At 36.4% G+C, this 13,718-nt stretch carries 16 protein-coding genes; 1 reads left to right on the forward strand and 15 read right to left on the reverse strand.

The window, feature by feature from the left end; genetic code table 11:
- Positions 1 to 4 precede the first annotated feature (4 nt).
- The 12 genes from NYE49_RS13120 to NYE49_RS13175 form a co-directional block, all read right to left on the reverse strand.
- Positions 5 to 316 carry a YqbF domain-containing protein gene (locus NYE49_RS13120; protein ID WP_339233438.1) on the reverse strand — a complete coding sequence of 104 codons (312 nt, stop codon included), beginning with the start codon at positions 314 to 316 and terminating at the stop codon, positions 5 to 7.
- A gap of 10 nt (positions 317 to 326) precedes the next feature.
- A complete protein-coding gene (locus tag NYE49_RS13125) occupies positions 327 to 1,262 on the reverse strand; it encodes a phage major capsid protein (protein ID WP_339233440.1) in 936 nt (311 codons plus the stop codon).
- A gap of 18 nt (positions 1,263 to 1,280) precedes the next feature.
- Positions 1,281 to 2,255 carry an XkdF-like putative serine protease domain-containing protein gene (locus NYE49_RS13130; protein WP_339233441.1) on the reverse strand — a complete coding sequence of 325 codons (975 nt, stop codon included), beginning with the start codon at positions 2,253 to 2,255 and terminating at the stop codon, positions 1,281 to 1,283.
- Between the two features lie 5 nt (positions 2,256 to 2,260).
- Positions 2,261 to 3,133 carry a hypothetical protein gene (locus NYE49_RS13135; protein WP_024122166.1) on the reverse strand — a complete coding sequence of 291 codons (873 nt, stop codon included), beginning with the start codon at positions 3,131 to 3,133 and terminating at the stop codon, positions 2,261 to 2,263.
- Positions 3,134 to 3,189: 56 nt separating this feature from the next.
- Positions 3,190 to 4,104 carry a phage head morphogenesis protein gene (locus tag NYE49_RS13140; protein ID WP_221777060.1) on the reverse strand — a complete coding sequence of 305 codons (915 nt, stop codon included), beginning with the start codon at positions 4,102 to 4,104 and terminating at the stop codon, positions 3,190 to 3,192.
- Complete coding sequence (locus tag NYE49_RS13145; protein WP_342410293.1) at positions 4,101 to 5,633, reverse strand: phage portal protein; 1,533 nt, start codon at positions 5,631 to 5,633, stop codon at positions 4,101 to 4,103. Before NYE49_RS13145 ends, NYE49_RS13140 begins: the two co-directional genes overlap by 4 nt.
- 3 nt (positions 5,634 to 5,636) lie before the next feature.
- Complete coding sequence (locus NYE49_RS13150; protein WP_339233446.1) at positions 5,637 to 6,932, reverse strand: PBSX family phage terminase large subunit; 1,296 nt, start codon at positions 6,930 to 6,932, stop codon at positions 5,637 to 5,639.
- Entirely contained in the window at positions 6,925 to 7,641 is a 717-nt protein-coding gene (gene terS, locus NYE49_RS13155) for a phage terminase small subunit (protein WP_339233448.1), read from the reverse strand. Before terS ends, NYE49_RS13150 begins: the two co-directional genes overlap by 8 nt.
- Before the next feature lie 99 nt (positions 7,642 to 7,740).
- Positions 7,741 to 8,484: a hypothetical protein gene (locus NYE49_RS13160; RefSeq protein ID WP_268390148.1), complete on the reverse strand. Its 744-nt coding sequence runs from the start codon at positions 8,482 to 8,484 to the stop codon at positions 7,741 to 7,743.
- Between the two features lie 85 nt (positions 8,485 to 8,569).
- Positions 8,570 to 8,803, reverse strand: a complete 234-nt coding sequence (locus NYE49_RS13165) for a hypothetical protein (RefSeq protein WP_046663735.1) — start codon at positions 8,801 to 8,803, stop codon at positions 8,570 to 8,572.
- Between the two features lie 348 nt (positions 8,804 to 9,151).
- Entirely contained in the window at positions 9,152 to 9,607 is a 456-nt protein-coding gene (locus NYE49_RS13170; protein WP_339233452.1) for a sigma-70 family RNA polymerase sigma factor, read from the reverse strand.
- A gap of 96 nt (positions 9,608 to 9,703) precedes the next feature.
- Positions 9,704 to 10,987, reverse strand: a complete 1,284-nt coding sequence (locus NYE49_RS13175) for a putative phage abortive infection protein (protein ID WP_268290696.1) — start codon at positions 10,985 to 10,987, stop codon at positions 9,704 to 9,706.
- 197 nt (positions 10,988 to 11,184) lie between these two features.
- Between NYE49_RS13175 and NYE49_RS13180 the strand changes: the two genes are divergently transcribed.
- Positions 11,185 to 12,294 carry a beta family protein gene (locus NYE49_RS13180; RefSeq protein WP_342410295.1) on the forward strand — a complete coding sequence of 370 codons (1,110 nt, stop codon included), beginning with the start codon at positions 11,185 to 11,187 and terminating at the stop codon, positions 12,292 to 12,294.
- Here the strand turns inward: NYE49_RS13180 and NYE49_RS13185 are convergent.
- The 3 genes from NYE49_RS13185 to NYE49_RS13195 form a co-directional block, all read right to left on the reverse strand.
- Positions 12,242 to 12,820, reverse strand: coding sequence for a sce7726 family protein (locus NYE49_RS13185; protein WP_144486704.1), 579 nt, complete (start codon positions 12,818 to 12,820; stop codon positions 12,242 to 12,244). The genes NYE49_RS13180 and NYE49_RS13185 overlap by 53 nt on opposite strands.
- 131 nt (positions 12,821 to 12,951) lie before the next feature.
- Positions 12,952 to 13,158, reverse strand: coding sequence for an XtrA/YqaO family protein (locus NYE49_RS13190; RefSeq protein WP_003229912.1), 207 nt, complete (start codon positions 13,156 to 13,158; stop codon positions 12,952 to 12,954).
- Positions 13,159 to 13,238: 80 nt separating this feature from the next.
- Complete coding sequence (locus NYE49_RS13195) at positions 13,239 to 13,658, reverse strand: RusA family crossover junction endodeoxyribonuclease (protein WP_342411022.1); 420 nt, start codon at positions 13,656 to 13,658, stop codon at positions 13,239 to 13,241.
- Between the last annotated feature and the right edge of the window lie 60 nt (positions 13,659 to 13,718).

A 13,718-nucleotide genomic window follows, 5' to 3' on the forward strand; every position in this document is an offset into this window, starting at 1 on the left:
AAGGTCACTCCCCTTTGTTATCTATTTGGTTAAGGATGTAGGCAATTCTTTCATCTGCGTTTTTGAAGTCAGACGGATTGCCACCAAGATTAGAAATAATGGATTCATGCTCTGCTTTATTCATACCTTTCAATTCCGATTCAGTATAATTTATCGGATCCTCCTTTTGATTATTAAGCTCTTGGGTTAGTACAAAATATGGATTTTCATTTAAATACTCATAGAGCTTTTTCGATACTGTTTGACTGACACCTGCTCGAAAGGTTATTCCCATAACATTGTATGTTTTGCCTTTAATAAGCTTTGCAGTATACACGCCAGACCACCTACTCCTTCACTTTCACGATCTTGGCTACGGCGTCCTCTTCTTCAAAAACACTATCCAATTTCGCTGTCAAAACAATGATAAACATACGGCGACGAATGTCCTTATCTACTTCAATTCGAATGTTACGAGAGAATCCGAGAATAATATTCTTCGGATGAGTTAGGATGATATCAGAAACATCGGCTGCAGTATCTCCCTCTCCAATCGTATAAGGCTGTAAATTTGCAATACCTTTGACCGGAACACCAAACGCAGAAGAAAGACCACCTTGAACAGCTGCATCCCCTAAGTTCGTTTGACGATCCGCTACACGATCTTTCCATTCAACCTCAATACCAGGCGATGTATAGAAACGGAACTCCTGCGGAATTCGCAAATATTTAGGAGGTACAGCTTTGTATCCTCGTTTAAATGTTTGGCGTGTCAGTTCCTCACCTGCAGCATCGACAATATGAGATGTAGCTTGTTTTCTGATGCCATCTAATTGTGCAAGATATGAGTCGGACGAAGATGTATCCCCATTTACAAGCAACTCTTCAATATCAACCGCAGCACGTTCAGCTATCATTTGCATGATTGTATTTTGAAGGCCATCTTTTTCGATGTTGTTTTCAAGTGTGTCATAAGTGATGTTAACTTCAGCAATAACTTCTTTTGTGCTTAAGTTAACTGTGCTAGTTGATGGAACTGATTTTTGATCTTTAGTTAACGCAACTCCTTCTTGGGCTGCCCTTAAAATACGCTGACCAAAACCGATCTTCTCGATTTTCTGTGTGTCATGGTCCATTTGAATAACACGCGCATCTCTTAAAATAGTTGGCGAATCTTGAACCATTCGAATAAAAGTTGAAGCTTGAGTAGGGTTCATAATCCCGCCGCTCTCTAAAGTAGAAAGCGTCATTTCTGCTTTATTAATAACCTCTTGATTTCTCATTCGTATCCTCCTTATCCATTAAAACAACCCTGACCAGATTGATTTTTGAATTTGTTCAGAACCCGATTCTTCGGTTTGCTTAGATGTTCCACGTTTTTTTTCGATTGCTTCAATTCGATCAACGAGCGGTTGAACAGCTTCTGATATTGCCTTTTTCAACTTCTCGCCCTCTTTTTCAACCTCTTCGTCTGTTTTTTCTTTATCTTTCTTTTTAGGATCTTCTTCTTTTTCTAGATCTGCCAGCCGCTTCTCAATCGGCTCTAAAGCGGCTTGAATTGATTTCGTTACTTCCTCCGAAGTCATTTCTTTTTCCTCCTCTTCTGTCTCAACCTGACTCAGCAAGTTACCGAGAGCAGTATGAGCATTTTTAATTTCCTGCAGGTTTGAAGCGGAAAACTTTCTCCCTGCCTTTTCAACTGGCTCTTCATATGATTGTTGTTGTTTACCCATAAAAAAGTTTTTGAGCAAATTAAAAAGCCCTTTCTCATCTGTTTTCTCTTGAGAAACGGGCTTTTCTTCTTGCTTTTCAATTGTTTCGGCAGTACCAGCCATTGAATAACCGGTAATTTCGCCTTTTTTGATTTGCTCCCATACTTCTTCTGAAGCCTTTGTCACAAGAACCCATGAACCCTTTTTAATGGTTTCCCCATTCATTTCAAAGTTTGCCGGTGCGACATAGGACTCAACCACCTCACCAACACCGCCCTGAAAATCATGTTGCTTGTCAATTTCTCGGGCATCTTTCAGGAATCCATGAGCGGCTTTTTCGATTTCTGCAGCTGTCATGAAATCACCGTGGGCGTCTACTGTATCCGGCTCATATACGATACCGTACACAAGTTTTTGCTCGTCCGCTTCTTTGGTAAGAACCTTGACTTCTTTTTGAAATACCGGCTTTTCTTCTGACTTCATAAAAAAGAACTGCTTTTGATTAGCAGCCTTGTCTACATACGAAACATGTGTGATTTTTGCATTTACTAATTCTCTTGGCATGTTGTTCACCTCCTTTCACGATTTAACCATTGTTTGTATTTCTCTTCATACTCCTTAATTGCTCTCTTTTCGCTATTAACTTCATTATCTCCCTCAGTAAATCTCCTTAAGAAAGGAAATCTTTGAACCAAACGTTTAGGTATTATAAATCTACAAAATTTAGTTCCCCAATTATCTTTTTCTTCTTCAGTTAAATGAATCATAAAATTTACAAATAGAACAAATACCAACAAGATAGAAATCAACTGGGTGAATAAGAAAACCCAACCATAAATACCTTCTAGCATATGTTCTTCTGAAAACCTGTCTGTTATAGTTACATACACCATAATGATATCCAAAAAGGCTGCAAAAATAACAGTGTGACTAAAATACCTATATCCCCTCAACAGCATTCGGAACCATATATTTTCTTTACTTTCAATAATTAAATACCATCGTACTTCTTTATTAACAACCTTGTGTTCCGTATAAAACACCTGCTCAATATCATTTTTCAGAATTACAAACTTGGTCATAAGTCTATCTAGATTTTCACTGGTTTTTTCTGAAAGATAGACATAATAAAGTTCCTCTAGTTCTACAAACCGTTTAATAATACGCTTATCTTTTAATTTAACAAGTGAATTGTGGTCTTTTGAGTATTTATCAAAAAACTCTTTCAGTTCTTCAGTAATATCAGTAATCTTAACTTTATTTAATATGTTTTTAATGGAGAAGAAAAGAGACCCGCTTGCTTCCATTAGACTTTCAGTTAAAATAGTTTCATTTCTTTTCAGTTTGTTCCGTTGCATTACCAAGATTGATGTTAGGATCACAGTCACAATGGACCCTAATAATGCTCCATAGTCTTTTAAACATGTTAAAATTGTTTCCATATACTCCCCTCCTATTTTACTTTACGAAATAAAATAGCCAGGGTTTCAATGGTTCTCTAAATTTCTTTTAAAGCTTCTCTTCGAATCTTTTCCTTTTCCTCAGCTGACAACCCTAAGATATCGTTATCTACCACAGGTGATAGAACACAATGGCAATGAACCCGCTCACCTGCAGATAGTTTAGGATCTCGTGGAAACATGCATGTCTCGCCACTACCTGGTATCTGAAATTCTTCATCTACGCCAATTACTGTGCCATCAAGATCAATATGATTCTCACGCGGGTTGTTTTTCTTCCCTCCGCTGTGCCGCCATTTCTTTTTCTTAACTGCCGGCGATTGTGCATATGACTCATGCTGAGCGGCAGAGGAAGCAGCAAGCACTTCAGTGATGGCCGTGGTACGCGCCCGCTCCCTATCAAATTGTGGCATGTCTTTGAGAGTCAACTCAATGTCTTGGATTGTAGAACCGTTTTCGATTGCATCCGTCAGCACGTTTTCTACTGCTTCATGAGTGTTTAACTTCATGATCTGAGCCAGTTTTTCAGACCAACCCTTAATCCAATTAATTGTACGATTGGATAAGACCTTAAAAGGCACTTCCGGATCTATAGAGTCCATGATCACTTCGGCCAGTTCTTCAATGGTCTGCTGCAAGAATCCCTCGGTCAGTTCCTGAAATTCTTCCTCGAAATCATCCTCCGCGAATAGGTTCTGTGTAAAAAACACTAGAAGCGCTTCTAAAGTCGCTTTCGAATCTTTGCTTACAAAACCATTCAGACCGTCTAAATACTTCTTACGCTGGCGTCTGAGCAATTTGGCGATTCCTTTTTCATATTCTTCAACAAATTTGGGTATCTTAGAAAGGCCGGGGAAATCAGGTACACTCTCCATTAGATTCTTCATCTCATCTTCCTCGGCTTTTTTAATAAAAGCATTTAGACTTTCCAGCAGTTTATCTGTTTTGTTCATCTCTTCAGATCCTCCAAAACATCCCGCATATCTTTTAATAATCCAATCATATCAGGAGTACCGGCCTTAGATTTAAACAGCGTAGCCGAAGGATCAGAAGCAGACGACTCGTTAGTCTTACCAAGCGGCCTATTGTATTCTTCCTCAGGCCATTCCTCAAGCGTCTTACCAAGAACTCTCCCAGCTAAATCACGTAGATCATTCGGAGAAACTGCACCAGCTGTTATAAACGGTGTTAAAACCTTAGCAATCTCAAGCGGGTCTCTAAAGTCAGGCCCTTTCAACATAAGACGAACCTTATGAATTTCAAGATCATTTAGAAATAAAGCATTCAGTTTACCTGTGATTAATTTTCGTTCAGGCTGAAATACTTGTTCCTCAGTAATCTTTCTTGCTGTGTCTGCTGTCGCTCTGTTGTAATCTTGGGCTTCACCTGTATAAAGTGGAGGCAAACGAAAAGCCGATCGAATTTTGTCTCGGCTCTTTTGGTCATATTCCAGAAACAAGGCATCCTCTTGAAGGATTTCAGCAAGTGATTTAATATCGACTTTCACTGGAGCAATCTCTTCATCACCATGAATGTTTTTCCCCTTCGCTATGCCTTCTGCTTCAAGTAATAGGAACTTATGAGCGTTCTCCACCCCTTCAAGCCCATTCATATAATCCTGCAATTGCGTGTATGAGTCTTCTGACAACATACCATTTTCAATTGTAATAGCAGCGGGAATATGTCTACCTTGCTTGAAGTACATGAAGTTCAGCTCTTCTGCTTTACGAGCTCCGTACAGATTAACAATATGGCCGATCCATCGAGGCTTTCCATAAGTACCGCTTCCTATTTTGAAATGAACCACTTCATTTGCTTGTTTTTCGAATGGAGTCTGTTCATCATATTGGCCTGTCTCTATATTTAAAGTACGAGGATCACCATATTCTTTAAAGTAAACCATACGACCGTCAATCATCTGAACATACTTGCGAAATCGTTTTTCTCTTTTGATTGATTTCATTTGTCCTTTTTCGAAGTATGTAAAATCAACTTCAATTGGTTCAGACAATTTACAAACACGAACATTTTGAACGTCCATATACTCAATACCAGCCGGCTTATTTTCACCATTTCGAATGACCTCAATAAAACCATTTCCTGTCTTTTCTCGGTCTTCAATAACAAAGCCGAGTAAAGTCTCAGCTGACTCATCAAAGTGAAGATATTTAACGAACTCTTCAAGCTTTGTCCATTCACTTTCAGCTTCTGTTTTTTCATTGTTTTTCACATCTGGCGAATTCACATCAAACGAGTACTCAAAATCAAATCCAAAACCCACAATATTTGTCCTGTAGGCATCAACACATTGCTGTAAGATCGTTGAATACTCAGCAATCATCTTTAATTCTTTAAGATTATACGGAGGCGGCAAAATGTTGCTGTCATAACTGTCCGCAAATTCATCTTCATAGATTTGTTTTGTTGATTCAGTAGGTGGTGAGGCTTTGATCACTCGTGCTTTAACAGATTGTTTTGACATACTTTACCTCCTTCCTGGTCTTGATCTTTGCGGTCTTCCTTTAGATTCTTCTTTCAAATCAGTTACCTCGTAGTCATCAAGTGCATACCAAATAGCTGACAGTGTATGTGGGTCTATGGTGAACTCGTCTTCTAAGATGTTCCCCAGCTTATCGGTAGCATAAGTGAGCGGTTTAAGTTCATAAATCGTGTTCTCGCAACGATCAGAGCAAATAATCTTCTTGAACCGTTTGATCTTCTTTGTGTATTGGAGTCGTGATCCTTGGTACTTACGAGCGCCCACCATATTGAAACCGTGTTGCTGAAAGTAACGTATTGTCTTTGGCTCTGCAGAATCCGCCTTGATTAATTCTTTAGTCACTGCAAATTCCTTGAGTTCTTCGGCTGTCTTATCATCCGTCAGTCCATTTTTGTAATACTCCCAGTAGATATAGAGATATTTCTTCTCGTGATCCACAGCAACCCTAACAACGGCGTTATACGACTCAACAAAACCAAAGTCCATGCCAACTCGTTTAAGTGGACGGTTAATATTAGAGATTGCAGTCATAACCTCTTCATGTGGCCGTTCTTCAAACTGCGGTAGTACCCGAATTCCATTCACGCCAAAATGACCTTTCCGCGCAATTCGGTAAAGGTCTGGATCGTATGTCTTCAATTCTTCAAGTTGCTGGACATAGCTTTCTGGCAGAAAAAGATTATCATCTGCCGTTGAGTGATGATAATAGGTGTCGTTGCTAACGATTATCCGCTTTTCATAAAGCTCCTTATCATCCAGTACAAACCGCTTCTCTCGGTCGTCTTTAAAAAAATGCTTAAAAGTCCAATTGTCCTCTCCGACTGGATTTGTTGAGAGTATCATGTGGAGCGGCAAAGTCGGGTGACGAAGACGTCCTAACAGCTCCTTGAATCCCTCATACTTCACTTCAGAACATTCCTCAATCCAAATGAGTGAAATATTATTAATCGATTTAAGTTTGGCTGGCTTATCCATCCCTTTAAAGATGATGCGGCTGCCATTTGAAAATCGAATCTGCATAGGAGAAGATACACAACTAACGATATGATCTAATTTCAGATCACTTACAAGTTCATCAAATAGAGAAAATGTGGAGTCCCTATGTGTGTCGTACACTTCTCTAATAACAAGTGCAGTACGCTTTTCTTTTAGCAATTTCAGAACAATCTTGAGTGCCACATGATAACTTTTGGATGATCCATAACCGCCTACTAAGAATTGAAACTTTTGATTCCAGTCAAAAAGAAATTCTTTAAAATGAGGGTTTACTTGTTTAATCACTGTCATCACCTTTGTTCACAATGGTGATCTCAAAAGGTTTATCTTCTTCTGTAAGTTCTTCAATCTCTAATTTTTTCTTGTCTATACTTAAACGCATATGCTCCAATTTAAGGCGTCGTTCGTCCTCAGTATGGGCTAATTCGTCAAACTGCTTTATAAGGTTTCTGAGTTCTGCCATTGCCCGTGATTGAGCATTTAAGAATGTGGCGTGACGGTCCCAAGAAAATTGGAATTCGTATTCTTCCTCTTCGACTTCATTTGTCTCGGATAGAACAGACTTTTTCTTTTTCTGTTCCTTGATCATTTCTTCCTTGTCAGAAACGAACATGATTTTTTGTGCCCTTATAATTGCAGCATATTGAATCTGTATCTGATCCCATATCATATCGACAGGCGAACGTTCTTGAATCCCTTCCATAATCGATAGTGTTTCTTCTGGTAGGAACTTTGAGAAGAATCCATGAGTCACAGCGTTTTGATTTCCCTTTGGTGCGCCGCCCTTATTCCCTAAAGCATTTTTGTTACCTGGCTGCCCACCTTTATTTGTGTGCATACTTTTTGAAATAGGTGCACACTTTTTTCTTTTCCAACCATGCCGCTGTTTCCATGATTTAATGGTGTTCACTGACACCCCGTATTTCTCGGCAAGGTCCTTGTATTTCATGCCTTTGACGTAATCCTTATACGCCTTTATGTGCTTTTCAACCATCTACATTTATTGTTGCCTCCTTCTGATTCGTGTTGTTTTGGAAAAGGCTACCGGAAGCAGTTTATAGAGAATTTAAAAAAGCATTCTTAGATAGAAGGCTTAATTAGCTAACTCTGTTTTTAATAATTTTTCATAGAATTCTTCATGTTGATTTTTGGCCACTTCCATAAAAATAAAATTGACTTCCTCTTCATTTAGTTCACGGCCACCTTCAACTTCTAATTTTAATCTTTTCCACTCCGATTTTAGTATTACATTTTGTATAAATATTATTTCGGGGTGAATTTCATTTACTTGTTTAGGATCGAATCTAGAATATAGAGCTTTTTCAATAAATAAAATTTTATAAAGCTCATTATTAATTAAATCATCTAACTTTTGGGTCACTTTTTCAGATGGGTTAATATATAAAAAAGTTTTTGCCCAGTTATGTTGAATATTATTTTTAAGCCTTTTAAGTTCTAATTCTTCTTCTGGTTTAATATTTATAAAACCTTTTATTCTATCTAACTCTAATGAATATAAATGAACTGATTCATTAAAGTCATGAAAAATATTTCTTAACTTTTCAATCCATTGTGCTCTTTCTTTACTTATAATTTCTATATACCTGCTTTTATCTAACGCCTCAATATTCTGCTTCCCAATCTCATATGATATACGCTGTGCAGACTTAGCTGAATTATAAGATAGTACTCCTAATATTACAGAAGCAATTACTGAAGCAATTGCTATCACATATGGCGCTAAAATCCCTATCAAAGAAGTATGGTTATTATTTAAAACCCCAGCCAATTTATCTGATATATCCAATACAATCTCGGTAGTCGGTTTGTTTACCATTTATTCACCCTCCCACCTTATTATCGGTTATTGTCATCAACAATGGAACTATTTGCAAAATTTGTCGACAAAAAAATCACGATGCTTATTTTCTGCTCTTTATGTAATCTTCTTTACTGATACCTAAAAGCTCCGCAGAGTGCTCATCTGCTGATTGTTCTAAATGATGCATTTGATATTTAACGAATTCTTCTTCAGTAAATACCTTTTTATCGATGAGAATATCAATTAGAGCTTCTATTGTGCATTGACGGTTTACTGACCCGCCTGCTAACTGTTCTAACAAATGTTGCTGATTAACATTAATTGTTCTTGTCACGTTTTCACCTCCCACCTTAATATCGGCAAAAGGTTTCGACAAAGAACATTTTGCAGAATTTGTCGAACGATTACGCATTACACAGATCCTTTTTTATATTAAAATTATTTCAAGCTTTTGTAAGCTAGGTGAGCGCGGCTCTCACGGTTAATCCGAACAAGTCGAAATCCTTACTCGCCTAGAGGGGGGTGTGGTTATGGAAATCCACATCAAAATTTCCCGGGAGTTTGCAGTCGCAATTTTGATTGCAATCGCTCATGCCTTTCTCCGTTAGGAGAGAGGTTTTTTGTTTTTTAATTTATTCCTAACGCGAATGATTAAATGATCCGCGCCGACCTGCCTCCCATTTTACACCACAGATTTTTTCAGATTCAATAAACGCTCAAAGTGGCAATCTTGGCATAATTGGCTGATCAATTCGTCTTTCATTTTTCGTACCGTTTCCCGTGAGATACCTAAGTGAAGAGCAATAGCACGGTAGCTAATCCCCTCCATCATGCAATCATAAATAACTTTGTGCTGCTCACCTTTGATCTTTTCGGCACCTACCTCCACCGCATATACTCGTTCCTCATAATACTTAAGACGTTTGAAAAGACGTTCTTCTCTCATATCCATTTGCCGCAATTCAGCCTGACTCTTCCCAGGACTTCCTTTCGGCATAGCTGCTTCTAATCCATATTGTGCAACACCCCAATTCTTCATTGGAATTACTGAACCATAGAGTACCCTCTGCAAACGACGAACCTCTTTCACCATCCAGTGATAGCTATTGATTAGATTTTCAATATCTTTTCGATTCATGATTGTGTCCTCCTTTTTCAAATAAAAAACGGACACCAAACAAACAGCGTAAATGCTGTAAGTTCAGTGTCCGCAGGCTTTCCATCTTGGACTAGTTTAATTAATTTTTCTTAATTCTTGACTATCATTTGTCCATAAAAATTTTGATTTCACTAAATGATCATCAAAAAAATTTTTATTTAAAATCAAATCAGAAAACTTCTTTCCTTTTTCTGAATAAGTTATGTTATAGAAAAGCATTAATAATTCAATTGATGAAAGTTGAGCACGAAGAATGCCTCTATATTTCCTTTGTTCTAATTCATTTTCTTCTATATCTGTACTAAACTTTTCATCCTGTATAAACTTTATAATCCTATAAAGGTTTCTAAAATAATGTCCTATTACTTCTTCATTTCGATCATACATTAACTCATAAGCATTATTCTTCAAACGCTTTAAAGGAGAAAGCAGAAAGTTCTTCTTAAATTCAAGTAAAAAGTTAATTGTGATATCATCGAAAAAAAAATCTTTACTTATTTTATTACTCTCTTGTTCTTTAAGTACATAATCAAACATTCTTTTTGTCGTTAACAAATACTCTCTACAAACTTCCCTATTATTCTTCATGTTATTTTCAAAATAAGTTTCTGCATCTTTTTTAATCTTTAACCAATATGTATCTGTTTCATTATAAATTTTTTCTTCAGCTTCATAATAGCGCGAATCAATTTGTATTTCGTCATATTGGTCATAATAAGTATAAGAAGAAATATTTTCTTCCAATAAATCGAATACCTCATCTCTCTTTTCTTTTAAGTAAAGTATTTTAGTTATTTGATTTGTTTTTTCTATTTCTTCACTATTAACAAGTTGATGAATTGTCTCATTAAAAAAATCTTGTTTAATTACATTGTTATAAAGTCTCTTTAATTGTTCATATTGTTGCTCAAATACATATCTTCCTGAGAAAACTTTTTCATTTTTCTCTAATTTTAAGTCCTTTAAAATATTGTGATGCAGATTAATCATATTAAAAAATGTATTTTCAAACTGCTGTTTTAACAAAGTTTTATTAGAAAGTTCGAATTCTTCTCTTGTCTTTTTTAGTTCATCCTTTTGCATAGTTAGTTCTTTTCTTTGTAGCGCTAGCTCTTTCTTCTGCATTGAGATAGTGGCTACAACAAAAACTATACTGGCAAGCGATAATAATCCAACAGTGGTTCCACCTAGAAAATCTCCAATCGATCCTAAAGACCCAAACTTCTCAAGATTCAAACTGCTATTTAATTTAATTAGTAGCACTGTAGGAGTCAGTACAGCTACAAAAACAAACACCCATCCAACAATTAGCCATCTATTTTCACTTGATTTTAAATAATTAAGTATTCTTTTAAACATTAAATCACCCCTGAAATAATCATTTTAAAAAATCTTCAGTTACGATATAGAAAGCCTCATTTAAATCATCGATTTCATCGAGTATTTTCATAATCAAGTTGAATTTCAAAAAGAATGTAATAATTTTTCTGAATTTATGAAACCTTTGTTTTTTCGGTTCGTAATACATTTATCCTAAAAAATTGGAGGTTTTTAGTATGTTTAATGAAAATCATTATGTTCCAGTATTAAGGTGGAAAAGAGGTGAACAAAATGCAATTAAAGAACTTGATGACAAAATTAAAAATAAAATTACACCGTTAGTAGAGATCCCGCCCATAGACTGGGATTTCGAGAACGAATTTCCCAAAAAAACAATTGACGAACATATTAAGAATTTTGCTAGTCAATTAAAAAATTCTTGGGGCAGTGCTAACACTATATTTATCGATGCTTTTCAAATATGTATTGATGACGAAGAAATGACCGTCAATAAAATACACCCACTGAAACATATTTTTGATTCATTATTAAAAGAAAATTTAAATGCAATTCCTGTTATATGTCCGAATTCTGGTCTGAATTATGAAAAGGCTGTTCATACCATTATAGAGACTTATGATACAGGATACTGCATACGATTGTCAGATAAACATTTAGATAATACTGATGAATTAATAAGTACTTTCTTAAGAAAATTCCCAGCCTCTCCAGAAAAAATTGATATTATACTAGATTATAGATACATCGACCCCAATCACACATCACGTATGTCTTCATTAGTCGCGGGTACATTCTTAACACTTCCATATATAAATGACTGGAGAACCCTTACCTTTATAGGAACGAGTGTTCCAGAGAATTTATCTTCAATACCAACTGGTACAGATGGAAGCATTCCGAGAAGCGAATGGCTCATCTACAAAAAGTTATTATCAACTAATTTATCAAGATTCCCATCATTCGGTGATTATGTAATTTCTAATCCTGAATACATATCAATTGATCCTCGATTGATACAAATGGCCGCAAATATTAGGTATACCTCAAATGAGGATTATTTATTTTTTAGAGGACATTCAGTAAGAAGTCCGAAATTCGGAAAGTGGCAACAAGCTCAAACATTATGTAAAAGACTAATTGAGCATCATAGCTTTTATGGTAAGGATTACTCTTTTGGTGACAATTATATATATGAATGTGCACATGGAAGAAATAGTACAGGTAATGCAGAAACTTGGAGGAAAGTTGGAACTAACCACCATTTAACTTTGGCTAGCAATCAACTCTCCAGTTTTCACGATTCCTTAGTTGCTCGTTCACAATAACCTTTATCTCTTCCAAAGTGAAACTATTACAGATCTTTTCATATAATTCTGCCCGAGGTTTGCTTAAGTATCCTTTTTGCAAACCTCTTTCTTTCAAAATATCGAGTGCTTCATTTCTCCATAGCAAGTGAGTTAATGAAAAAGGGTCTACTTTCAAATTACATCTCCCTTTTCTAACTTCCCTTAAATTTATTTGATCTTTATTCCTTGTAACAAGAAGAATTCCCCACCATTTTGGAACTATTTTTCGGACCGCATGTAAATGATTTCTCTGAACAACTATTGTCATTCTGTCAAATACCTTATTATAGTCTTCTATCTGACTTGGCAGTCTTAATAATGTATCGCTTTCGCTTTTAATTTCAAATCCATGAAGCATACCATTAATCACAGCTATATCTACTCTAGATTGTCCATGAAGAACACCTAATTCATTGATTATTTTTATATTTTCATCATCGGAAAATTTATTAAGCAAATGAGTTAACAAAACTTCCCGGATATCACTATCTCTAAGTTTCCGCAATGTCTTTCACCCTTTTTAACGTATCAAGGTAAATAATAACACAGAACCCACTTATTTAAAGAAGAAGAATTTGATTTTATATTCTATCAAGGTTTACAAACACTACACATTTTAAAGTTGAATCTCCAGAATCATTTCACTTTAAACCCTATCTCATGATCAACCCGCGCAAAGCTCCCCTTCACAGTTTGGATCACAGTTTTACCGTGCTCCGGAGCATCTAAGACATGTGCTGTACCCTGATTCCCATCTAAAACAATGATCTGAACTTTTCCTGGGTCAATTTTCTGCTGAATAGTGAAGTCTTTTTTGATGTTTATTTCTCTTGGATTGTACACTCAAAGCGCCCCCTGTGTTATGATAGAAGTACCAGTTCATATCAAGACCACTGAGGCTAAGCGCTTCAGTGTTTTTTATTTTAGGGAGAAACCTCTTCTATCTTGATTTCCACCCTCGGCTCTTCGCTATAAAACTTGCTGACTTTCATGTCAACCACCTGGCTATCATCTTTATATATCAGATGATTCAAAGCATCTTTCACACCCTTTACGTAGTTATCAATATCAGGCTTCGTTGTCGGCCGCAGAAGACCATTTTCAGCTTGTTCTTTCTTCTTTTTTGAGTTTGAAACTGATTTTGGCATTGGTCTGTACACTTTGACTGCCATTGCAACAGGACCAGTAATAATTGTTTCTGGGCGATGCTGAGATGCAACCAATGCTACATACTGTTTAAAATACTTTGATTTCGCTGGATCTCGCATATGCACCTTCCCATTTCGTATTGATCCACGCGGTCGTCCTTGTGCGACTGGCTCACCATAAACAGTGAACTTAATCTATCCAACTGTTCTTTACCTCCCGTCAAGCTGTTCCCATAGCTGAATTTCTTTTTCTAT

The organism is Bacillus sp. FSL L8-0358 (assembly GCF_038593095.1).
GTDB classification, from domain to species: domain Bacteria; phylum Bacillota; class Bacilli; order Bacillales; family Bacillaceae; genus Bacillus; species Bacillus subtilis.